General features: G+C 64.4%; 18 protein-coding genes and 2 pseudogenes. 11 read left to right on the top strand and 9 right to left on the bottom strand.

Annotated elements, in window-relative coordinates; genetic code table 11:
• Nucleotides 1-28: 28 nt before the first annotated feature.
• The 6 genes from fba to AAFF19_RS00865 all read left to right on the top strand — a co-directional run bounded on the left by fba (nucleotide 29) and on the right by AAFF19_RS00865 (nucleotide 7,893).
• Nucleotides 29-1,093, top strand: a complete 1,065-nt coding sequence (gene fba / locus AAFF19_RS00890) for a class II fructose-bisphosphate aldolase (protein WP_008902972.1) — start codon at nucleotides 29-31, stop codon at nucleotides 1,091-1,093.
• 294 nt (nucleotides 1,094-1,387) lie between these two features.
• Nucleotides 1,388-2,104: a hypothetical protein gene (locus AAFF19_RS00885; protein WP_342721080.1), complete on the top strand. Its 717-nt coding sequence runs from the start codon at nucleotides 1,388-1,390 to the stop codon at nucleotides 2,102-2,104.
• Nucleotides 2,105-2,168: 64 nt separating this feature from the next.
• Nucleotides 2,169-3,770: a Re/Si-specific NAD(P)(+) transhydrogenase subunit alpha gene (locus tag AAFF19_RS00880; protein ID WP_008902974.1), complete on the top strand. Its 1,602-nt coding sequence runs from the start codon at nucleotides 2,169-2,171 to the stop codon at nucleotides 3,768-3,770.
• Between the two features lie 27 nt (nucleotides 3,771-3,797).
• A complete protein-coding gene (gene pntB / locus AAFF19_RS00875; RefSeq protein WP_008902975.1) occupies nucleotides 3,798-5,210 on the top strand; it encodes a Re/Si-specific NAD(P)(+) transhydrogenase subunit beta in 1,413 nt (470 codons plus the stop codon).
• A gap of 92 nt (nucleotides 5,211-5,302) precedes the next feature.
• Entirely contained in the window at nucleotides 5,303-6,982 is a 1,680-nt protein-coding gene (locus AAFF19_RS00870) for a long-chain-fatty-acid--CoA ligase (protein ID WP_008902976.1), read from the top strand.
• Nucleotides 6,983-7,125: 143 nt separating this feature from the next.
• Entirely contained in the window at nucleotides 7,126-7,893 is a 768-nt protein-coding gene (locus AAFF19_RS00865; protein WP_342721079.1) for a 5'-methylthioadenosine/adenosylhomocysteine nucleosidase, read from the top strand.
• A 288-nt stretch (nucleotides 7,894-8,181) separates the two neighbouring features.
• Here AAFF19_RS00865 and corA read toward each other — a convergent pair whose 3' ends face one another.
• From corA to AAFF19_RS00840, 5 genes are all read right to left on the bottom strand, one after another.
• Nucleotides 8,182-9,168 (bottom strand): magnesium/cobalt transporter CorA, encoded by a 987-nt coding sequence (corA, locus tag AAFF19_RS00860; RefSeq protein ID WP_008902978.1) that lies wholly within the window; start codon nucleotides 9,166-9,168, stop codon nucleotides 8,182-8,184.
• A 198-nt stretch (nucleotides 9,169-9,366) separates the two neighbouring features.
• Nucleotides 9,367-10,125, bottom strand: a complete 759-nt coding sequence (locus AAFF19_RS00855) for a uracil-DNA glycosylase family protein (RefSeq protein ID WP_246330959.1) — start codon at nucleotides 10,123-10,125, stop codon at nucleotides 9,367-9,369.
• Between the two features lie 41 nt (nucleotides 10,126-10,166).
• Nucleotides 10,167-10,658, bottom strand: a complete 492-nt coding sequence (rimI, locus tag AAFF19_RS00850) for a ribosomal protein S18-alanine N-acetyltransferase (RefSeq protein ID WP_008902980.1) — start codon at nucleotides 10,656-10,658, stop codon at nucleotides 10,167-10,169.
• Nucleotides 10,659-10,666: 8 nt separating this feature from the next.
• Nucleotides 10,667-11,380, bottom strand: a complete 714-nt coding sequence (gene tsaB, locus AAFF19_RS00845; RefSeq protein ID WP_182119993.1) for a tRNA (adenosine(37)-N6)-threonylcarbamoyltransferase complex dimerization subunit type 1 TsaB — start codon at nucleotides 11,378-11,380, stop codon at nucleotides 10,667-10,669.
• On the bottom strand, nucleotides 11,377-12,393 hold the full coding sequence (locus AAFF19_RS00840) for a DMT family transporter (RefSeq protein ID WP_008902982.1): 1,017 nt from the start codon (nucleotides 12,391-12,393) through the stop codon (nucleotides 11,377-11,379). The genes tsaB and AAFF19_RS00840 overlap by 4 nt, the downstream gene beginning before the upstream one ends.
• A gap of 86 nt (nucleotides 12,394-12,479) precedes the next feature.
• Here AAFF19_RS00840 and dacB point away from each other — a divergent pair, with 86 nt between their 5' ends.
• The 3 genes from dacB to AAFF19_RS00825 all read left to right on the top strand — a co-directional run bounded on the left by dacB (nucleotide 12,480) and on the right by AAFF19_RS00825 (nucleotide 15,694).
• Entirely contained in the window at nucleotides 12,480-13,949 is a 1,470-nt protein-coding gene (dacB, locus tag AAFF19_RS00835) for a D-alanyl-D-alanine carboxypeptidase/D-alanyl-D-alanine-endopeptidase (RefSeq protein ID WP_342721078.1), read from the top strand.
• Between the two features lie 49 nt (nucleotides 13,950-13,998).
• Entirely contained in the window at nucleotides 13,999-14,268 is a 270-nt protein-coding gene (locus AAFF19_RS00830; protein WP_008902984.1) for a SemiSWEET transporter, read from the top strand.
• Nucleotides 14,269-14,395: 127 nt separating this feature from the next.
• Nucleotides 14,396-15,694, top strand: coding sequence for a lipase family protein (locus tag AAFF19_RS00825; RefSeq protein WP_342721077.1), 1,299 nt, complete (start codon nucleotides 14,396-14,398; stop codon nucleotides 15,692-15,694).
• 73 nt (nucleotides 15,695-15,767) lie between these two features.
• On the opposite strand, the pseudogene AAFF19_RS00820 reads toward AAFF19_RS00825, so the two are convergent.
• Nucleotides 15,768-16,872: pseudogene (locus AAFF19_RS00820) on the bottom strand (IS3 family transposase); the annotation flags it as partial.
• Between the two features lie 54 nt (nucleotides 16,873-16,926).
• Between AAFF19_RS00820 and AAFF19_RS00815 the strand changes: the two are divergent.
• A pseudogene (locus tag AAFF19_RS00815) lies at nucleotides 16,927-17,628 on the top strand (DDE-type integrase/transposase/recombinase); the annotation flags it as partial.
• A 125-nt stretch (nucleotides 17,629-17,753) separates the two neighbouring features.
• Here the strand turns inward: AAFF19_RS00815 and AAFF19_RS00810 are convergent.
• Together AAFF19_RS00810 and AAFF19_RS00805 are read right to left on the bottom strand one after the other, a co-directional pair.
• Complete coding sequence (locus AAFF19_RS00810) at nucleotides 17,754-18,554, bottom strand: 3',5'-cyclic-nucleotide phosphodiesterase (protein ID WP_342721076.1); 801 nt, start codon at nucleotides 18,552-18,554, stop codon at nucleotides 17,754-17,756.
• Between the two features lie 17 nt (nucleotides 18,555-18,571).
• Nucleotides 18,572-20,452, bottom strand: a complete 1,881-nt coding sequence (locus AAFF19_RS00805; RefSeq protein WP_342721075.1) for an adenylate/guanylate cyclase domain-containing protein — start codon at nucleotides 20,450-20,452, stop codon at nucleotides 18,572-18,574.
• On the opposite strand from AAFF19_RS00805, the gene AAFF19_RS00800 reads away from it, so the two are divergent.
• On the top strand, nucleotides 20,423-21,484 hold the full coding sequence (locus tag AAFF19_RS00800; RefSeq protein ID WP_342721808.1) for a lipase family protein: 1,062 nt from the start codon (nucleotides 20,423-20,425) through the stop codon (nucleotides 21,482-21,484). The genes AAFF19_RS00805 and AAFF19_RS00800 overlap by 30 nt on opposite strands.
• 93 nt (nucleotides 21,485-21,577) lie before the next feature.
• On the opposite strand, the gene mnmA is transcribed toward AAFF19_RS00800, so the two are convergent.
• A complete protein-coding gene (gene mnmA, locus AAFF19_RS00795; protein WP_342721074.1) occupies nucleotides 21,578-22,690 on the bottom strand; it encodes a tRNA 2-thiouridine(34) synthase MnmA in 1,113 nt (370 codons plus the stop codon).
• Nucleotides 22,691-22,750 lie beyond the last annotated feature (60 nt).

Below are 22,750 nucleotides of genomic sequence, written 5' to 3'. Positions count from 1 at the left end.
CCATCAACCCTGAACGGACACCACGACCATGCCCCTCGTTTCGATGCGCGAACTGCTCGACCATGCCGCCGCCAACAGCTACGGCATCCCCGCTTTCAACGTCAACAACCTGGAACAGGTTCAGGCCGTGATGGCCGCTGCAGACGAAGTCGGTGCGCCTGTCATCCTGCAGGCCAGCGCTGGCGCACGCAAGTACGCGGGCGAGCCCTTCATCAAGCACCTCATTCAGGCTGCGGTCGAGGCCTTCCCGCACATCCCGCTCGTCATGCACCAGGACCACGGCACCTCTCCCAAGGTCTGCCAGGGTGCGATCGACCTGGGCTTTGGCTCGGTGATGATGGACGGCTCGCTGATGGAAGACGGCAAGACGCCTTCGTCCTTCGACTACAACGTCGAGGTGACGCGCAAGGTGGTGGACATGGCGCACAAGGTGGGCGTCACGGTCGAAGGCGAACTGGGCTGCCTGGGCAACCTGGAAACCGGCGAAGCCGGTGAAGAAGACGGTATTGGCGCCGAAGGCAAGCTCGACCACAGCCAGATGCTGACCGACCCCGAAGAGGCCGCCGTGTTCGTGAAAGCCACGCAGCTGGACGCACTGGCCATTGCCATCGGCACCAGCCACGGTGCCTACAAGTTCAGCCGCAAGCCCACGGGCGACATCCTGGCCATCAGCCGCGTGAAGGAAATCCACAAGCGCATCCCCAACACCCACCTGGTGATGCACGGTTCCTCCTCGGTACCCGCCGAACTGCTGGCCATCATCAACCAGTACGGCGGCAAGATGAAGGAAACCTACGGTGTGCCGGTTGAGGAAATCCAGGAAGCCATCAAGCACGGCGTGCGCAAGATCAACATCGACACCGACATCCGTCTGGCCATGACCGGCGCGGTGCGCAAGTTCCTGTTCGAGAACCCCGACAAGTTTGACGCCCGTGAATGGCTCAAGCCTGCCCGCGAAGCCGCCAAGCAGGTCTGCAAGCAGCGGTATCTGGAATTTGGCTGCGAAGGCCAGGGCAGCAAGATCAAGGGCCTGAGCCTGCAGGCCGTAGCGGCCCAGTACGCCTCGGGTGCGCTGGCCCAAGTGGTGAACTGATCACTGCGGCAGCGTCCCGTCAGGCCTGGTTGCTCTCAGCGACCAGGCTTTTTTTTGCCTGGGCAGCAGGCCCGCTGGGGAGTTCCCTCTACATCAGACAAAGGCGACAGCCATAAGAGTTTCTTCATGTAAGCTCGCGGTCAGCTTGTGCCGGGGCTCGCATCATGGGGCCGTGCAAGGCCTGCGCTGAACTGGTGACAGGGTTGGACACATTGCACGGTATTTCGAAATGCCTGGCATGAACGCCATGGGATGATTGACGCGAATCTGCATAAACCTATCTCTATGACCTTGATGATTTCGAAATTCTGGCGGGTGATGTCCCTCGCGATGGCGGCTCTCACGGTTGCGTGTGCACCGCTGAGCGTTCCGCCCAAGGAAGAATATCCGGTGGGCCGCGCTCGTCTTGCTTTGCCACCGGGTGCATGGCAGGACCTGGGTACTTCCAACGAGTCCGTGACGGGCCCGGGCGGTGCCAGCATGGGGCTGCAAACCCGCGCTGTGGGGCTGCGTGGTGCGCAGGGCGATTGGCAGGCCGTGTTGCGCGTGCAGACCAACCGCACCAAGGACCTTCTCGGATCGCCGGCCGGGGTGGGCCATTGCCCTCCCCAGCAGGATGTCACCGTGGAAGATGCCACCGCCGGCAGCCCGGTGCGCGCGGATTGTCTGCGCCTCAAGCGGTGGGGCAGCAGCGCGCAATGGCTGGAAAAGAACCGGCCAGACCTCGTGGAGTGGCTGCGCAGCCACCAGATCGCGCTCAACGTTCCGTACTCCCATGTGAATTACCGTTACGTCACGGAAGCGGGCGTCTGGGTGACCGTGGATGCGCTGGTGGACCAGCGGTTGCTGCGCCCCAAAACCCGCAACAACGAAGAGTTTCTGGTTGCCGGGCGGCCTGCGTTGCAATGGGGGCAGGACCTGGCCCACGCTGCGCGCATGAGCGTCGGAATGATGGACGGCTATCTCGCCATTCCGCCGTTCCCGTTCCCTGCACCCGATTCCAGTCCTTGAGGCACGCCACTCCCCATGGCCTGGCGGCCTTGCACAACGATTTCAAAACTCGAGGAGACCTCTGATGCAGACAAGCCCAGTCCCGCAGCCGCAGCGTATCGGCGTGCCAAGGGAAACCTTTCCCGGCGAGAAGCGCGTGGCCACCGTGCCCGATGTGGTGGAGAAGCTGATCAAGCTGGGCTTTTCTGTCACGGTGGAGTCTGGGGCTGGGGATGCTGCCAACTTCAGTGACGACGCTTACCGCGCCGCGGGCGCCGAAATCGCGTCTGACGCAGCCAGGCTGTGGTCGGCATCCGACATCGTCTTCAAGGTGCGCCCGCCCAGCAGCGAAGAAGTCGCGCTGATGCGCGAGGGCACCACGCTGGTCGATTTCATCTGGCCCGCCCAGAACCCCGAGCTGATGCAGCAGCTGGCGGCCCGCAACGCCACGGTGCTGGCCATCGACTGCCTGCCTCGCACCCTGAGCCGGGCCCAGAAGATGGATGCACTGACTTCCACGGCCGGTGTCTCGGGCTACCGTGCTGTCATTGAGGCGGCCAATGCCTTTGGTCGCTTCTTCAATGGACAGATCACGGCCGCAGGCAAGGTGCCGCCGGCCAAGGTGTTCATTGCAGGCGCTGGCGTGGCGGGTCTTGCGGCCATTGGCACGGCGGCCAATCTGGGCGCCATTGTGCGCGCCAACGACACGCGCGCCGAGGTTGCCGACCAGGTCAAGTCGCTGGGCGGTGAGTTCGTCAAGGTGGACTACGAGGAAGAAGGCTCGGGCGGCGGCGGCTACGCCAAGGTCATGAGCGAGGGTTTCCAGGCAGCGCAGCGCCAGATGTACGCCGAGCAGGCCAAGGATGCCGACATCATCATCACCACCGCGCTGATCCCGGGAAAGCCCGCGCCCAAGCTCATCACGGCCGAAATGGTGCAGAGCATGAAGCCCGGCAGCGTGATCGTGGACATGGCCGCCGAGCAGGGAGGCAACTGCGAACTCACGGTGCCCGGCGAGGCCGTGGTGCGCCATGGCGTGACCATCGTCGGCTACACCGACCTGGCCTCGCGCCTGGCCAAGCAGTCTTCCACGCTGTATGCCACCAACCTGCTGCGCCTGACCGAAGAGCTGTGCAAGGCGAAGGACGGCGTGGCCGTGGTCAACATGGAGGACGACGCGATCCGCGGCCTCACCGTGGTCAAGGACGGCGCCATCACGTGGCCTGCCCCACCGCTCAAGCAGGCAGCGGCACCGGCGCCCAAGGTGTCCGCTGCTCCCGTAGCGGTCAAAAAATCGAGCCATGGCCCTGGTGAGCCCATGTCCGCCAAGACGCTGACCATCGTGTTTGCCGTGCTCGCCGTGCTGTTCTGGGCCATTGGTGCCTATGCGCCCGTGGCCTTCCTGGGGCACTTCACCGTGTTCGTGCTCGCCTGTTTTATCGGCTACATGGTGGTGTGGAACGTCACACCCGCGCTGCACACGCCGCTCATGAGCGTGACCAATGCCATCTCCAGCATCATTGCCATCGGTGCGCTGGTGCAGATCGCCCCGCCGGACGCGGGCATCAACGGGCGCCCAGATGGTCTGATTCTCTGGCTGGCCTTCGCTGCGCTGGTGCTCACGGCTGTCAACATGTTCGGCGGCTTTGCGGTCACGCGCCGCATGCTCGCCATGTTCCGCAAATAACAACGACAACAACGAGGAAAGACGAACATGTCCCCAAGTCTTGCCACCGTCGCCTATCTCGGCGCGGCCATTCTTTTCATCCTCAGCCTGGGCGGGCTCTCCAACCCCGAGACCTCGCGCCGCGGCAATCTGTTCGGCATGGTCGGCATGGCGCTGGCCGTGCTCGCCACAGTATTCGGCCCGCGTGTCAGCCCCTCGGGCATCGCCTGGATCGTGGGCGCGCTGGTGATTGGCGGCGGCATCGGCCTGTATGCCGCCAGGGTCGTCAAGATGACGCAGATGCCCGAGCTGGTCGCTCTCATGCACAGCCTGGTGGGCCTGGCGGCCTGCCTCGTGGGTTTTGCCAGCTATGTGGACACCTCGATCCAGCTGCAAGGAGTGGAAAAAACCATCCACGAAGTTGAAATCTACGTCGGTATCCTGATCGGCGCCGTCACGTTCTCGGGCTCGCTCATCGCCTTTGGCAAGCTCAACGGCAAGATCGGCGGCAAGCCGCTGCTGCTGCCCGCGCGCCATTGGCTCAACCTTGCAGGCTTGCTGGTGGTGATCTGGTTTGGCCGCGAGTTTCTGCGGGCCGAAACCATCGAGCAGGGCATGCTGCCGCTGGTCGTGATGACCGTGATCGCCCTGCTGTTCGGCATCCACATGGTGATGGCCATTGGCGGTGCCGACATGCCGGTGGTGGTGTCCATGCTCAACAGCTACTCGGGCTGGGCGGCCGCCGCCACGGGCTTCATGCTGTCCAACGATTTGCTCATCGTCACCGGTGCGCTGGTGGGCTCCTCGGGCGCCATCCTGTCCTACATCATGTGCAATGCGATGAACCGCAACTTCATCAGCGTGATCGCGGGCGGCTTTGGCTCAGGTGCTGGCACACCCGCCAAGAAGGGTGATGCAGCCGAGCCGCAGGGCGAGGCCGTGCCCGTCAGCTCCGCCGAAACCGCCGAGCTGCTGCGCGAGGCCAAGAGCGTCATCATCGTTCCCGGTTACGGCATGGCCGTGGCCCAGGCCCAGCACACGGTCAACGAGATCACCCAGACCCTGCGCGCAAAAGGCGTCAATGTGCGCTTTGGCATCCACCCGGTAGCGGGCCGCATGCCGGGCCACATGAACGTGCTGCTGGCCGAGGCCAAGGTGCCCTACGACATCGTGATGGAAATGGACGAGATCAACGAGGACTTCCCCGATACCGACGTGGTGATGGTCATCGGCGCCAACGACATCGTGAACCCCAGCGCGCTGGATGACCCCTCCAGCCCCATCGCCGGCATGCCGGTGCTGGAAGTGTGGAAGGCCCGTACCTCGATCGTGATGAAACGCTCCATGGCCTCGGGCTATGCGGGCGTGGACAACCCTTTGTTTTACAAGGACAACAACCGCATGCTGTTTGGCGATGCCAAGAAAATGCTCGACGAGGTCCTCGCCGCGCTCAAGGGCTGACGGGCATAATTGCCCAGTAGAAAAAGCACGACCGTGCTGAAAAATCGACACGGTTCTCATGACACCCATAAAACCGATAGGAGACAACGCAAATGAATGATCGCCCCTGGCTGAGTGCATATCCGCAAGGCGTGCCTGCTGACATCGACACCTCGCAGTACCCTTCCCTGGTGGCGCTGATGGACGAGGCCTTCACCAAGTACGCCAACCGTGTGGCCTACAGCTTCATGGGCAAGGACGTGACCTATGGCCAGACCGACTCGCTCTCCAGCGCGTTTGCGGCCTACCTGCAGGGTCTGGGTCTGGTCAAGGGCGACCGCGTTGCCATCATGATGCCCAATGTGCCGCAGTACCCGGTCACCGTGGCCGCCATCCTGCGCGCGGGCTTTGTGGTGGTCAACGTGAACCCGCTGTACACACCGCGTGAGCTGGAGCACCAGCTCAAGGACTCGGGCGCCAAGGCCATCGTCATCATCGAAAACTTTGCCGCCACCCTGCAAAGCTGCATTGCCAACACACCCGTCAAGCACGTGGTGCTGGCCGCCATGGGCGACCAGCTGGGCCTGCTCAAGGGCGCCCTTGTCAACTACGTGGTGCGCAACGTCAAGAAGATGGTGCCCGCCTACAACCTGCCAGGCGCCGTGCGCTTCAATGAGGCGGTGGCCCAGGGCACGCGCGGCACGCTCAAGAAGCCCGACATCAAGCCCGACGACATTGCGCTCTTGCAGTACACCGGCGGCACCACGGGCGTGAGCAAGGGCGCCGTGCTGCTGCACCGCAACGTGATTGCCAACGTGCTCCAGTCTGAAGCCTGGAACGCCCCGGTGATGAAGAAGGTGCCGGAAAACGAGCAGCCCACCAGCATCTGCGCGCTGCCGCTGTACCACATCTTCGCGTTCACCGTGAACATGATGCTGAGCATGCGCACGGGCGGCAAGACCATCCTGATCCCCAACCCGCGCGACCTGCCGGCCGTGCTCAAGGAACTGTCCAAGCACACGTTCCACAGCTTCCCGGCCGTCAACACACTGTTCAACGGGCTGGCCAACCACCCCGATTTCAACACCGTCAACTGGAAGAACCTCAAGGTCTCGGTGGGCGGTGGCATGGCCGTGCAGGGCGCCGTGGCCAAGCTGTGGCTCGAGAAGACGGGCTGCCCCATCTGCGAAGGCTATGGCCTGTCGGAGACCAGCCCCTCGGCCAGCTGCAACCCGGTTACTGCCAAGGAATTCACCGGCACCATTGGCGTGCCGATTCCCGGCACCTGGATGAAGCTGCTGGACGACGAAGGCAACGAAGTCACCACCCTCGGCCAGCCTGGCGAGATCGCCATCAAGGGCCCGCAGGTGATGGCGGGCTACTGGCAGCGCCCCGACGAGACCGCCAAGGTCATGACCGATGACGGCTACTTCAAGTCTGGCGACATCGGCATCATGGATGAGCGCGGTTACTTCAAGATCGTGGACCGCAAGAAGGACATGGTGCTGGTCAGCGGCTTCAACGTGTACCCCAACGAGGTCGAGGAAGTGGTGGCCAACTGCCCCGGCGTGCTCGAATGCGCCGTGGTGGGCGTGCCCGACGAGAAGAGCGGCGAAGCCGTCAAGCTCGTGATCGTGAAGAAAGACCCGTCGCTGACCGAAGCACAGGTCAAGGAGTTCTGCAAGGCCAACCTCACGGGCTACAAGCAGCCCAAGGTGATCGAGTTCCGTACCGAGCTGCCCAAGACCCCGGTGGGCAAGATCCTGCGCCGAGAGCTGCGGGATAAAAAGTGAGCATCCCCCTGAGCCGCTTCGCGGCTTCCCCCTTCTCTCGATGCGCTGCGCGCAGCGGGAAGGGGGACGACGCCAGCGCGGCGGGGCGGCCCTTGCGCGGCGTCCGCTGGTCTGGGGTGTGCCAGTTTTAACCATATGGCGCAGTGACTACCGCCATCCTCAGCGCCCTGCCCGACGAACAAAGCACCCTGGTCGCCCACCTCGTCCACCCGCAGCGCCTGATGCATGCGGGACGTGCCTTCTGGCGCGGCGAACTGGCTGGCCGCGCGGTGGTGCTGGCCCTCTCGGGCATTGGCAAGGTGGCGGCGGCCACCACGGCCACGGCGCTGATCGAGCGGTTTGGCGTGGCGCGCGTGGTGTTCACCGGTGTGGCGGGGGGCGTGGGCGATGGCGTGAACGTGGGCGACGTGGTGGTGGCGCAGGACTACCTCCAGCACGACATGGATGCTTCGCCACTGTTTCCGCGCTGGGAGGTGCCTGGCTACGCGCGCAGCCGACTGCTCTGTGATGTCACGCTGTCTGCTCTGCTTTTGGGAGCTGCTAGCGCTTGTGTATCAAGCGCTAGCAGCCGATTTGACCTTAAAAACATGGCGCAAGGCGGCATAGAGGGCGCCGCGCACCGCGCCCACCACGGCCTGATTGCCAGCGGGGACCGTTTTGTCTCAGCCGCTGACGAGGCCCACCGCCTGCGCACCACATTGCGCGACGCCGGCCACGACGTGCTGGCCGTGGAAATGGAAGGCGCCGCCGTCGCCCAGGTGTGTCACGACTACGGCATCCCCTTCGCCGCCATGCGTACCATCTCCGACCGCGCCGACGACACCGCGCACGTGGACTTCCCCCGCTTTGTGCAGACGGTCGCCAGCCGCTACGCCGAACACATGGTGCTGACGTTGATGCAAAAACTATGAAATTAATAGCTGCTAGCGCTTGATGGGTAAGAGCTAGAGGGCGATTTGATTCATATTTTCGCTGGGTTGACTGCTGAATCCGCCATCAGGCTTGCACAGGCTTCGACAAGCTCAGCCCGAACGGGCGGGGCGTGGGCTTGGGGAGTCAAAACGCCAGCGGCGACCAGTTCCGCCACCGCGCAGTGAAACCGGCGCGCCCGAAATACCAGCGCCACCGCGGATCCGGCTTCGCCGGTCCACTGGAGGCGTCCCCCTCAGGGGGAAGGCGCGCAGCGCCACAGGGGGAACCTATTTAAGCCAGCCGCGCTTGCGGAAGTACCACATGGGCCCCAGCGCGCTGGCCACCATCAGCCCGAGGGCATACGGATACCCCAGCGCCCAGTCCAGCTCGGGCATGAACTTGAAGTTCATGCCATACACGCTGGCGATCAGCGTGGGCGGCAGCAGCGCCACGCTGGCCACCGAGAAGATCTTGATGATCTTGTTCTGGTTGATGTTGATGAAACCGACCGTGGCGTCCATCAGGAAGTTGATCTTGTCGAACAGGAACGCCGTGTGGTTGTCCAGCGACTCGATGTCGCGCAGGATCTGGCGGGCTTCCTCGAACTGCTCGGAGTTGAGCATCTTGGAGCGCATCATGAAGCTCACCGCGCGGCGGGTGTCCATCACGTTGCGGCGGATGCGGCCGTTCAAGTCTTCCTGGCGCGCGATGGCGGCCAGCACTTCACCGGCGCGGGTGTCGGTCACGTCTCCGGCCAGCACCTGCTTGCTCACCTGCTCGAGCTCGTCATAGATGTTCTCCAGCGTGTCGGCCGAATATTCGGCATCGGCATCGAACAGCTTGAGCAGCACTTCCTTGGCGTCTTCAATCAGCCCCGGTGCGCGGCGCGCGCGCATGCGCAGCAGGCGGAACACCGGCACGTCTTCGTCGTGGATGGAAAACAGCACGCCCCGGCTCTTGAGGTTGGCGTTGTGCTGGTTGAGGATGAAAGCCACGCGCACCGAGCGGGGGTCTTCGTCGTCGTCGATCAGGAAGTCGCTGCGGATGTGCAGCTCGCCGTTGTCTTCTTCGTAGAAGCGGGCGGATTCCTCGATGTCCTCGTCCATCGCATCCTCGGGGATGGACAGGCCGTAGTGCTGCTTGATCCAGCGTTTTTCTTCGAGCGTGGGGGCTTCCAGGTCCACCCAGATCGGCTGGAAGCGGGTCAGCTCTTCCAGGGACTCGATTTCTTCCTGAAACAGCCGGCCATTGGCGAGCGTGAAGATGTTGAGCATGGGCTCACTCCCTTGTTATATGGCGTCTGCGGTGCGGGGGCATGGGGTGCTTTCAACCCCCCGCAGCATGCAGGCCGGGGAGCTGAAAGCTACCAACTGGGGTAGGTTTCCAAGGAGCTGTCTCCGTATAAATGGGCAAGCGGCGGATTATGGCACCGCGTGGTGGCGAAGGGATGACAGCGGTGTGCGTTCGCCGCGTCAGCCACCCCGCGCAGCGGGTGTGGTGCGCACCGTGGCCAGCGCACGGCACAGGTCGGCCCAGGCTGCCGCCTTGTTGTCCTGTGATCGCAGCAGGAACGCAGGGTCGTAGGTCACCACGGCCGGGCAGCCAGCCACCTGATGAGGTTCTGCGCGCAGGCGGCCCAGGGGCTCGGTGCGGCCCAGCGCTGCGCGGGCGGCCACGTGGCCGAGAACGAGCACCATCGCGGGGCCCAGCACCGTCACGGTGTCGGCCAGTGCTGCGGCGATGTCGGTACCCCCGTTGTCACTGCCCGGCCCAGCACGCTCCAGCGCTGCCAGAAAGACGCGCGGATGGCGGTGAAGTTGCAGGGCGCGCAGCATGTTGTCCAGCAGACGCCCGGCGTCCCCGCCCAGCGGGTCCGCAGGGGTCAGGCTTTCGGTCACGATGAGCCAGCCTGCGCCCAACCCGGCAGGCACCTGGGCTGGGTCGGCGCCGGGGTACAGCGCCTGGGCGGGGTGCAGCCGGAGCGCGGGTGCGGCGGCGGCGGCCGCAGGGGACGCGGGTGATGCGGTTCGTGCAGGCGCCGGGGCCGCAGGGCGCACAGAAGCGGGTGCTGCGGGCTGTGGCATGGCTGCGGTTGGCGCGGGAGCCCCCCGCGCAGGGCCCGGGTGGCCCAGGCCGACGGCTGCAGCGGTCTCCGCAGGAACCGGGGCCCACACGGTAATACCCATTTCTTGCAGCATGGCACGTTGTCGTGCATTGAGGTGAAGGCTCATACGGTCGGGTGCAGGATGGTGAGCGGTTGGGGGGGCGGACATTACAGCGGCAGGCTCATGACCACCGCATCTTCGCGCTGGCCCTGGTCAGCCGGGTAGTAGCGTTTGCGTTCGCCCACCCGGCGGAAACCGTGCGTCTGGTAGATGTGCTGGGCCCGCAGGTTGCTGGCGCGCACCTCCAGCCACAGCCACTGCGCGCCCCGGCCGCGCGACCACAGGGCCAGCGCATCCAGCAGCACGCGGGCCCAGCCCTGGCGCTGGAACTCGGGGGCAACGGTGATGTTGAGCAGGTGCACCTCATCCACCCCCATCATGGCCACGAAGTATCCGAGCAGGTGGTCTCCGGCCATCAGCACCTGGGCCTGGTACCCGGAGGCCATGGCATCGGTGAAGTTGCCCCGTGTCCAGGGGTGGGAATACGCACGCTGCTCCACCGCCAGGACAGCATCCAGCTGTGCCAGCGTGAGCGCTTCGAAGCGGGCTTGCGGCCGTGTGGCCAGCGGGGCGTTGGCGGACGTGGGGAGGGCGCTCATGCAATGTCTCAGGGGTTGGCGACCGGCGCCTGGGCGCGCAGGGCAGCGCGTTCTGCCGTGGTCTGTGCCACTTTATCGCGGATATAGCGGGGCAGTGCATCGCTGGCAGGCATGCCGCCGCCAGCAGCCAGCAGGGCGGGCGCCAGGCGCAGCAGTGCGGTGGCGCTGGGCAGTGCCACCACGTGGGGCGCGGCAGGGGCCAGCCGGTGGCCGTAGGGTGCGCGCGCGTTGCCCGCCACCGTCCATCCGGCGGGGGGCAACACCGTCTCAGGCGCGCCCAGCCCGAAATCGGCATCGGTCTGCCAGACATGATCGCTACCCCGCCACTCGCACCGGGCGTGGTAGACCTCGTCCATGCGTGCATCCAGCACGGCCACCACCTGCGTGCAGCCGGTTTGATGGCGCGCCTCTTCGGCCACGGCGAGCAGGGTGTCCACCGGCAGCACCGGCACCCCCTGGCCCCCGCGCGCGCCAAACGCCAGGCCCTGCGCCACTGCACACGCGGTACGCAGGCCGGTGAACGAGCCCGGGCCGCGCCCGAACACGATGGCGTCCAGCGTGTCGAACGACAGACCCGCCAGCGCCAGCAGGCGGCGCACCTCGGGGATCAGCGTGGCCGAAGCCTGGGCCCCGCCCGGGCCCGTGTGCTGCACCACGGCGTCGCCATGTTGCACGGCGATGGAGAGTGTGTCGGTGCTGGTGTCGAAGGCAAGCAGGTTCATGGGGCAGAGGACGATGGTTGCGGGGACGGTACGGCTGGTGCGGCAGATCCAGCGGGGCGAGGGCCCTGGCTTTTGCGCAGCACGCCCAGCAGGATTCCGGCGGTCACCAGCAGCAGCCCGGCAAACAGGTTCCAGTACATCGGCTCATCCAGAAACACCACCGCACCAATGGCCGAAAGCCCGGGTACCAGTGCCGTGATCATGGTGGACTTCACGGGGCCAAAGTGCTGGATCATGCGCGTGAAGCTGATGCCCGAGATCACCACCGAGCCGCCGCCCTGGAACACCATCTGAAAGACGATCTCGCTCCAGGGGGCGATGGACAGGTGGCTGGTCACTGCACCCAGCGCCACCAGCAGCGCATAGCCGGGCACATACACCAGGCAGGCGAAGGCGGTAATCGCGATGGTGGCCTGCACGGCATCCACTGCGTGGCGCCGGGCCAGCACGCTGTAGGTGGCCCAGCACGATGCGGCCAGCATGAAGAGCACGTCGCCCTTCCACACGTCGCCGCCTGAAAACGCAGCCAGCAGGCTGCGCCCCCCTACCAGCAGGTCGCCCGCCACGATGAGCGCCAGCCCGGCGGCACGCAGCGGGGTGATGTGGTCGCGCAGCACCACGGCGGCCAACAGCGCTGTCCACAGCGGCAGGCTGCCGGGCATGAGCACGGCGGCATGGGTGGCCGGGGCGTGAAAGAAGCCCGCATAGGCCAGCAGTGCGTAAAGCAGACCGCCAAAGGTGCCCAGCAGCGCGGTGGTGCGCAGCGGCAACGGGGAGATGCCAAAGAGGCTGGAAGCCGGTGCCTGAGCGCCTTGGGAGGCCTGGCGCCGCCGCACCATCCACCACCCCCACGGCACCAGCACCAGGCTGGCGCCGGTGATGCGCAGCAGGGCAATATCGAAAGGGGTGAGCGTGCGCTGGGCCGAGGCGCGGGCGATGACGATGAAGCCCGTCCAGATGATGACGGTGACAACAGCCGCCAGCAGGCCGATGGCGCGGGGAGAAAAACGCATCGGGGGATTATCGGTGCCTGCCCCGGGCTGTGCAGGCTGCGGGTTGGACGGGGGCCGGGTGGCGGGGCGGACGATAGACTTCCGCCATGTTGCCTTTTCCTGATTTCTGGCGCCAGCTCCTGCGGTGCGGCGTCTGCGGTATCTCTGCAATGGCCGCCGCCATCACACTCCCCGCCGCGGCCCAAACCGCCACCGCCACCGCTGCTTCCGGCCCGCTGCCCGCTGAAGTGGAAGCAGCACTCGCGCGCGCCAGGCTGCCGCGCGATGCGCTGTCGGTGCTTGTGGTCGACGCCCAAGGCGGGCGCGCGTCCCCGCGCCTTGCGCACCGGGCGCAGGTGCCCGTCAACCCTGCGTCCGTGATGAAGCTGGTGACCACCTATGCCGCCCTTGAACAACTGGGCCCTGCGTACGTGTGGAATACGCCGGTGTACCTGCAGGGCACGGTGCAGGAGGGCAGCCTGCGGGGCAATGTCTACATCCAGGGCCAGGGGGACCCCAAGCTGGTCATGGAGCGCCTGTGGCTGCTGATGCGGCGCCTGCAGGGCCAGGGCATCCAGGTGATCGTGGGCGACATCGTGCTCGACCGGTCGGCCTTTGATGTGCCCGAACACGACCCGGCCCGTTTTGACGGCGAGCCCCTGCGCCCCTACAACGCCGCGCCCGATGCGCTGCTGCTCAACTACAAGTCGTCGGTGATGACCTTTGTGCCCGATGCCGCAGCGGGGCTGGCACGCGTCCAGTACGACCCGCCGCTGGCGGGTGTGCAGCGCCAGGCCACGGTGGCTCTGGCGGCGCCGGGCACCGAGTGTGGCGACTGGCGGGGTGGGCTGCGTGCCGAGCTGGGCGACCCGGTGAAGGTGGCCTTTCAGGGTGTCTATCCGGCGGCCTGCGGGGAGCGGGCATGGCCCGTGGCCGCTGCCGACCCCCGCGCGTTTGCAATGCGGGCGGTGGAAGGCATGTGGCGTGAGCTGGGCGGCAAGCTCACCGGCAGCGTGCGCGATGGGAAGGTGCCAGCGGGCCTCAAGCCTGCGTTTGTGGTCACCTCGCCAGCGCTGGCCGAGGTGGTGCGCGACGTGAACAAACACAGCAACAACGTGATGGCGCAGCATGTGTTCCTGAGCCTTGCGCTGCAAAAAAACGGGGTCGCCACCTTTGACGGTGCCCGCGAGGCCCTGCGCCAGTGGTGGGTGGCCCGCATGGGCGATGCGGAGCTGCCCCTGGCCGACAACGGTGCGGGGCTGAGCCGCGACGCGCGCATCACGGCACAGGCGCTAGCCCGCATGCTGCAGGTGGCCTGGGCGTCCCCGGTGATGCCGGAGCTGGTGGCCTCGCTGCCCATAGCGGGGGTGGATGGCACCCTTCGCCGCAGCCAGAGCCGTGCGGGTACCGCTCACCTCAAGACGGGCAGCCTGCGCGATGTGATGGCCGTGGCGGGCTACGTGCACGGAGCCAGCGGGCGCCGGTACGTGCTGGTCGCCGTGGTCAATCACGCCAATGCGGGTGGCGCCCGGCCCGTGCTGGATGCTCTGACCGACTGGGCAGCCCGCGACCAGTGAAAATCCAGGCCCACCCTGCCGCGCAGCGAGCGTTCGACCGTCACCACCCATGCAAATCTCTGACCTGATCGGCTATCTGGCCGCCGCCCTCACGACCTGCAGCTTCGTGCCACAGGCGCTGCACACGTTTCGCACGCGGGATGTGAGCGGCATTTCGCTGGGCATGTACAGCGTGTTCACGGTCGGCATTGCGCTGTGGCTGGTGTATGGCCTCGCGCTGTCGGCCTGGCCCATCGTGGTGGCCAACGCCATCACGCTGGTGCTGGCGGGCACCATCCTGGGCATGAAGCTGGCGTACGGAGCACGCAAACGCCATTGAAGGCTGGCGGCCAATCGCTGTCACCTAGGTGTCTGCGGTGGGGTGTGGCCCGCGTTATCCCCAATGGATGCTGCAGTGCAGGTGCGCGCACGATGCGGCGTTGTTTCTTGCACTGAGGTATCCATCCATGAACTATTTCCGTCTTACCTGTGTCGCCGCTGCTGCGGCAATGCTCGTCGCCTGCGGCGGCTCCGACGATCCGGACCGCGGTGAGCTGGTGGACCCTGCTGTGGTGGTCACGACGCTAACTGCGCCGCAGATAGATGCCGCCACCGCCAGCTCCGGACTGCAAGCACTGGTGGGCAAGGCCACTTGCGATGTGAAGGTGGTTGCATTGAACTACGCCACGCCGGGCGCGCGAGCGGGCGAGATTTCTAATGCATCCGGCGTGATGCTGGTTCCTGCGGGGGCCTGTACCGGCCCTACGCCGCTGGTGGCTCACGCTCGCGGCACCGACGTCCTGAAAACCCGCACCCTCGCAAATCCGCAGGATCCTGAAACCTTCCTCTTGGCGGCGATGTTTGCTGCGCATGGCTATGCCGTGGTTGCCACCGACTATCTGGGCTACGCGAAGTCGTCCTATGGCTTCCATCCGTACCTGCATGCAGACTCTGAGGCAACGACCGTGATTGACTCGGTGCGCGCTGCGCGCAACGCGGCTGGAACAGTGGCTGCCAACCTGTCCGGTAAGGTCATGTTCACGGGATACTCCCAAGGCGGCCACGCCTCCATGGCAGCACAGCGTGCTGCAGAGCGTGACTACGGTAACGAGTTCAACGTAGCCGCCGGTGCTCATCTGGCAGGCCCCTACAACCTCTCTGGCTCACTTCGGTCGCCGCAGCCAGCAGCGGTCGCCCAGCTATTTGCCCCGTACATGCTGACGTCCTTTCAAAAGGTATACGGAAATGTTTACACCGATGTGAAGACAGTATTTAAGGCACCTTACGCAGGTTATATCGAGACACTGATGCCAAACGCGACGATGGGCAACACCGCATTGCTGGCGAGCGGCCTGCTTCCGGGAGGTACGACCAGCGCTGCACTGGATGCATTGTTCCAGCCCGGGTATCTGGACAGCGTGAGGACCATCGACAGCCAGCCTTTCTATGTGGCCGCGAAGAAAAACGACTTGCTTGGCTGGACGCCCAAGGCCAAAGTGCTGCTGTGCGGTGGTTCGGGAGATCCCACAGTTCCACCAGCGCTACATCAGGCGGTGATGAAAGCAGACTTCGACAGACGAGGGGTGAGCAACGTCGTTTCCGTTGATGTGGATCCTTATGTGCAAGCGGCTTACGGGATCAATGGCGTAGCCCCAACGGATCCAACGTCCGCTGCCTTCGCCACCTATTACGGCAGCTATCACGGCGTTTACGAACCACCACTTTGCCTTGCTCAGGCCAAAGGCTGGTTTGACACGGTGAAATAAGGCGCAGGTGACCCGTCTTGGATTGGGTTGACACCTGTGACGGTGATTCAATCCGGCGGATGCCAGCCAATGACGCCCGATGCACCGCATCGGGCGTTTGCATTTTCAACGATAGATGCGGCCGCTCGGCGTTGTAGAGTTGCACCGACTGGCGCACCATGTGCCGGGCCTGTTCCAGGTCGGCGGGGCGCTGCAGCAACAACTCCCCTTGAGGATGCCGTTGACCCGCTCGGCCAGCGCGTTCTGGTAGGAGTCGTAGCCATCGGTCATCGAGCATTGCACGCCGTGCCGCTGGTGGATCGCCTGGTAGTAGCTTGAGCAGTACTGGATGCCCCGGTCCGAGTGATGCACCAGGGGCTGGTCGCTTTGACGCGCGCGCAAGGCCATCTTCAGGGCGTGGGCTACCGGTTCGGTTTGCAGGCTGTCATGTACATGTCAGCCCACAATCTTGCGCGAGTAGGCGTCGGTCACCAGGCTCAGGTAGACGAACTTGTCGGCCGTGGGCAGGGAGGTGATATCAGCCACCCATACCTGCTCGCTGGCCGTAGCCTGCACCTGCTGTTCACCCGCCTTGAGCAAGTTCGGATGGCGGCGAAACCGGTGATGGCTGTCGGTGGTCAAGTGATACGCCCGCCTGGGGGGGCACCAGCATCCGCGCGTTGCGCAGCACGTCAAACAGCGCATCGCGCCCCAGTCGGATCCCCTCGTGCGCCAGCTGCTCGCGCATCACATGGTGCTGCTTGCGCGTTCCCAAGCGCGGCTGGCGAATGCGATGATCGCGTACCAACACCAGCACCGCCTGGGCTCGGCTCTCGCGCTGGGCGTGGCGCTGCTGATCCTGGTAGTACGCTTGGCGGCTTTGCCCCACATAACGGCAAGCCCTCGTCACGCTCAGCCCTTGGACGAGCCGTTGCGCGAGGACTTGCCCGAAGGCTTTTTTACGACGCGCACCCCATAGTCCTTCTTCAGGACGTCCAGGACCGCTTCGAACAATTGGGCCTGCCCAACCCCTGGCGACCGTGCTTGCGCAGCCATACGAGGACTGTGGAGCGACCCTGGATGCCGTAGCGGGCCTGCGCCTGCTTGTAGGTCAGCTCGCCTTTTTCTACCTGCTCGACCACCGCCAGCTTAAAAATCAGCGTGTAGTCCCGCTGGGTTCGCTTCTTGCCTGATTCCATGAGACTTGCCATTTCCTTCTAGAAAAGGTGTCAACCTCTGGCAGGACGGGTCACCCAGGGCAAAAAAAGCCACCCACCACCCACATCGCCACCGCCCTAGGCCACGTGTGGTGCTGGGACATGACCTACCTGCCGGCCAAGGTGATGGGCATGTGGTTTCACCTGTACCTGATCGTGGATCCGTACAGCCGAAAGATCGTGGGCGCCGAGGTGCACGAGAGCGACGACTCCGAGCATGCTGTGCATCTGGTGCGGCGCACCGCGTTGACTGAGGGCATCGCGGCGATGGGCACCAAACCCGTGCTGCATGGCGACAACGGTTCTACCCGGAAGGCCACCACCGTGCTGGCCATGCTCAACTGGATGGGCATCAAGCCTTCGTACTCGTGGCCTCGTGTCAGCGATGACAACGCGTTTGCAGAGTCGCTGTTCCGCATAGCCAAGTACCGCCCGCAATTCCCGGCGCAGGGCTTTGAGACGCTGGACGGTGCCCGCGCCTGGGCTGCTGAATTCGTGCGTTGGGACAACGTGGAGCACCGCCACAGCGGCATCCACAGCAGCGTCACACCGGACAAGACCAGGCCATCTTGGCGGCACGGCACACGCTGTACCGCCAGGCCTGACAGCGCCATCCAGCTTGCTGGTCGGGGGCCACTCGGGACTGGTCGCTCATCAACGTGGCGACCCAATCCAGAACGAGACGAGGTGGTCAAGCTGGCTACCTGCGTTCAACATACTCAGCTCAAAGCTGCGTGACTCAGGCGACAACTACCTTGACGCGCGCCGACCTGTTCGACTTCTTCATGGCTCACTCCTCTCAGAGAGAAGAGCCTCATCAAGCCCAGGTGATTCAGGGAGAATGGAACTGCAAACACCGCTGGCTACATGGTGAACTCCTGTCCTGCGTGCAACCACCGCACACTGAGTGAGGCGCCCCCAGGCGGGTTTGCAATCTGGTTGACAAGTAAGTCACCGATTTCGCCCATGATGATGTCCGTTTCCGCAGGCTTCGTGTGCGTGATGTACACCGGACATCTCCGCTGTTTGAATTGCCGCAGCTCCGCCAACAAGCTCTGTGGCGACAGGTGCAGGCTGCGGCGGGCCAGGGCGCTCTCGCGTTCGCTGAAGGCAGTCTCCATGACGAGCATGGCCACGGGCAACTCGTTCACGCGCCCCCAGAAGGCCGGGTTTCTTTCGGTGTCGCCGCTGAACACCCACCATTCTTTGCGATCCCTCCCCCGAACGGCATAACCTACTGCGGGTACCGTGTGCACAGCTGACAGCGCCTCGACAACCACCCCTGCTGTGGCGCGTTGCTCGCCCACATGCAGTGGGCAAAACCGCATGAAAGGGCTCGCGGCCGACGGGATGGACGAGAAGTCTGGCCAGATGACGTTGTTGAAGATGTGTTTGCTCAGCACTTCCAGGGTCTGGGGCAACGCATGAATTTGCACGGGTGTCTGGCGCAGCGAAGATACAGCGTCGAGCATCAGCGGCAACGCCGCGATGTGATCCAGATGCGAATGCGTGAGGTAAACGTGATCGATCTTGCGCATTTCGTCCAGCGTCAAGTCGCCCACACCCGTCCCCGCGTCGATGAGAACGCTCTCGTCGATCAGAAACGAAGTGGTGCGGCAGTTTTTGGCGATGGCGCCGGAGCAGCCCAGCACGCGTACCTTCATGGGCTCATCCTTGTTATCTACTTGGTGTCAAAAGTGGTGGAGCCATCCCAATTGGGGTCGCGGACTTGTCCCTCCAGGCCTTTGACCCTGGCGGTGTACAGGTCGTAGAGGACGGTGGGCACAGCGGTCTGGCACAAGTCCGTCAGCAGCTTGCTGCATTCTGCCCAGTCTTGAGCACGGTAGGCGTCAAGACACCGCTGCCAGATGGCGATTTCCCGGGTTTTTTGGGGGGTTAGCGAATCCTGCAGCGCGACCGGCGAATAAATGGCGACCGCCTGGGCCTTACCTTTGACGCGCACACGGTCGAGTTCCTGCCAGGCGAACCGGGGCGCCTGGACCTTTGTGGATTCACTCACCACCGTGCGTACGCCATAGTGTTTGGACAGGCCTTCCAGGCGCGAAGCCAGGTTGACGGCGTCACCGATCACCGTGTAGCTGCGACGAATGTCCGAGCCCATGTCGCCCACGCACATAGTGCCGGTGTTGAGCCCGATACCGATGCCGATTTCAGGGAGCCCGCGTTCGCGGTTGGAGGCGTTGAACTGCTCGACCGCGCGCTCCATGTCCAGCGCCGCCTGCACTGCACGCTGGGCGTGCTCCTGCATGGGCACCGGGGCGCCCCAGAACGCCATCACGCAATCGCCCATGTACTTGTCAATGGTTCCCTGATGGCTGCGGATGATGTGGGTGAGCCGGCTGAAAACGTCGTTGAGCAGGGCCTGCAGTTGCAAGGGGTCCATTTGCTCGGACAGTGCGGTAAAACCCCGCATGTCGCAGAACATCACCGTGAGTTCGCGGCTGGCCGCCTGCATGCTGTAGTTTTCCGGCTGCTTGACCATCTCGTCCACCAGCTCGGGGGGTACGTAGGTTCCAAACAGCGCAGCCAGTTCGCGCTTGGCCCGGCTCTCTACAAAATAGCCGTAAACCATGTTCAGTGCGAAGGCAGCGATCGCCATCACCGTCACCGTTGCCAGTGGCAGCGCCAGGCCCTGTGCGAAATAGAGCCACAGATTGACGCCCGCAAGCATGGCAACTACCGCCACACTGAGCAGCACTGCCCACGTGGCGGAAAGCAGGGGCAAGGCAATGGCCAAAAGGACGCCCGTGCAAAACAGTTGGGCGGCGTCAAAGCCCACTGCATAGTCCGGGCGGACGATGCTCTTGCCATCGAGAAACGCAGAAAGCATGTTGGCATGCGCTTCCACGCCCGGGTAGGTTCTGCCAACGGGTGTTACACGCAGATCGAGCAAGCCCGGAGTGGTCGAGCCGACGAGCAACAGCTTTCCCTGAAGACTGCTGGCAGGCAGCCTTCCATCCAGAACGTCGGATGCGGAGACATACCGGAATGACCCCCCATCCACATCGCCGGGCCCGCGAAAGGGGATCAGCGTTGCAAGCTTGTCGTCCACCGGGAGCGCAAGCTCCCGGCCATGCTGGCGCAGCACAATGCTGCGCAGCGTATCGTGCGCGCCCTGGGGGTGGGCATTCACGTAGTCAGGGTAGATGTCGGGCAGCTCCAGCAGGGCACGAAACATCGCCAAGGCCAGCGACTCGTAGTACTTGCCCTGATACTCCGCGAGCAAGGGAAGTGATCGGACAACCCCGTCGTCATCGGTGATGGAGTTGAAGAAACCTGCCACTGGAACTGCACGCGCCAGTTCTTCGATATTGCTTCCGTAGCCGCCCCAGGATGTTGCACGTAAGGGCAGGCCGCGAAGTCTCTCAGCGGGCAAGGCGGGCGCTGGTAAAGATCCTTTGGCTCTTCCGTCCCGGTCACTGGTGAAGTAATAGCCCAAAACTGCAGGCCGCCCTTGAAGGGCGCTGGCAAAGAGGGCGTCATAGTTCAGTGAGGGGGCCAGTTGCTCCAGCTGTTCGCGGAACCCCGCCTGGTCCCGCAAAGCCCCCTGTGCGAGGCGCTGGAGGTTGGGGCGCCCCTGGTGGCCTATGCCAAGGGCACCGACGTGCAAAAGCTGCGCACCCTGGCCAACCCCCAGGACAGCGAGACCTTTCTCCTCGCTGCCATGTATGCGGCCCAAGGCTATGCGGTGGTAGCCACCGACTACCTGGGATTTGCCAAATCGGGCTACAGCTACCACCCCTATCTGCACGCTGATTCGGAAGCCACAACCGTCATCGACTCGGTGCGTGCGGCCCGCAACGCCGCAGGAGCGGTGGGCGCCAATCTTTCCGGCAAGGTCATGTTCACGGGCTACTCGCAAGGCGGGCACTCGTCCATGGCGGCCCACCGTGCCGCCGAGCGCGACTACGGCACCGAATTCAACGTGGTTGCGGGCGCTCACCTCGCGGGCCCCTACAACCTGTCGGGTTCCCTGCGCATTCCCGACGCCATTGCCGGGGTGCAGTTCTTCGTACCCTACCTGGTAACAGCCTGGCAGAAGGTCTATGGCAACGTCTACACCGACGTCAAGCAGGTTTTCAAGGCCCCGTATTCGGGCTATGTCGAAAACCTGCTGCCCAGCCCCACGCTGAACTACACCACCCTGGTCACGTCCGGCACTTTGCCCGGCGGGACTCCCAACCAGGCCCGTGACGCACTGTTCCAGCCCGAGTTCATCCAGGGCTCACAGACCAGCACCACCCACCCCCTGTATCTGGCCGCCAAGAAGAACGACCTTCTGGGCTGGAACCCCAAGGCGCGCGTGTTGCTGTGCGGCGGTGCTGGTGATCCCACCGTTCCGCCGGCGGTGCACCAGCAGGTGATGAAGGCCGACTTCGACAGCCGCGGCCTCACCAATGTGACGTCGGTGGATGTCGATGCCGCCATCCAGGCCACCTTCGGGCCGGGTGGCCAGGCCCCGACCGACCCGACATCGGCAGCGTTTGCAACCTACTATGGCGCCTACCACGGTACCTACGAGCCTCCGTTCTGCCATGCACAGGCCCGCGCACTGTTCGATGCGGTGAAATAAGCGCCTGAAGCACTCAAAAAAGGGCGACTCCGGTCGCCCTTTCTGTTGAATGCTTACTGTCGAGGTTGCCGCGCCACGATTGCAGTGGCGCCGTCATTGCGTGGCATCCACGATGACCCCCCCGCCCAGGCACACCTCGCCGTCATACAGCACCGCGCTCTGACCGGGGGTGACCGCCCACTGCGCCTGCGGAAAATCCAAACGAAAACCCCCGCCATCGGCGCTGACCACGGTGCAGGCGGCATCCTGCTGGCGGTAGCGGGTCTTGGCTGCGTACGCGCCCGGCAGCGGCGCCTGACCAGAGCACCAGCTCGCGTCCTGAGCATCCAGCTGGTGGGACAGCAGCCAGGGGTGGTCATGCCCCTGCACCACACGAAGGGTGTTTTTCTCCAGATCCTTGCGGGCCACAAACCAGGGCGCATGGTCGCCAGCACCGCGCTGCGCGCCCTTCTCTTTCACACCCCCGATGCCCAGGCCCTGGCGCTGGCCCAGCGTGTAGAAACTCAGGCCCACATGCCGGCCCAGCTTGCGCCCCCGGTCATCCTGAATGGGGCCGGGCGCGTGGCTGATGTAGCGGTTGAGGAATTCGCGAAACGGCCGCTCGCCAATGAAGCAGATGCCGGTCGAATCCTTCTTCTTCGCGTTGGGCAGGCCGATCTCCTCGGCAATGCGGCGCACCTCGGTCTTGTGCAGCTCCCCCACGGGGAACAGCGTTTTGGCCAGCTGCGCCTGGTTCAGGCGGTGCAAGAAGTAGCTCTGGTCTTTCGAGGCGTCGAGCCCCTTGAGCAGTTCGAACAGGCCCGTGGCCGCGTTCTGCCGCACACGGGCATAGTGGCCCGTGGCAATCTTCTCGGAGCCCAGGCGCATGGCGTGGTCCAGAAAGGCCTTGAACTTGATCTCGGCATTGCACAGCACATCGGGGTTGGGCGTGCGCCCGGCCTGGTACTCGCGCAGGAACTCGGCAAACACGCGGTCCTTGTACTCGGCGGCAAAGTTGACGTGCTCGATCTCGATGCCGATCACATCGGCCACGGCGGCGGCGTCCACGAAATCGACGTTCGACGAGCAGTATTCGCTGTCGTCATCGTCTTCCCAGTTCTTCATGAAGATGCCGACCACCTCGTGGCCCTGTTGCTTCAATAGGTGGGCGGTGACGGCGGAATCCACCCCGCCCGAGAGGCCCACGACAACGCGTTGCTTTTTCATGGGCAGGATTATCCGGCTATCGCTGAACAAATGGGGAGCATAGCGCTATTGTAAAAATAG

The organism is Acidovorax sp. FHTAMBA (genome assembly GCF_038958875.1).
Taxonomy (GTDB): domain Bacteria; phylum Pseudomonadota; class Gammaproteobacteria; order Burkholderiales; family Burkholderiaceae_C; genus Acidovorax.
Note: the sequence above shows the minus strand (reverse complement) of the source record. Positions and strands in the feature narration are given on the sequence as shown.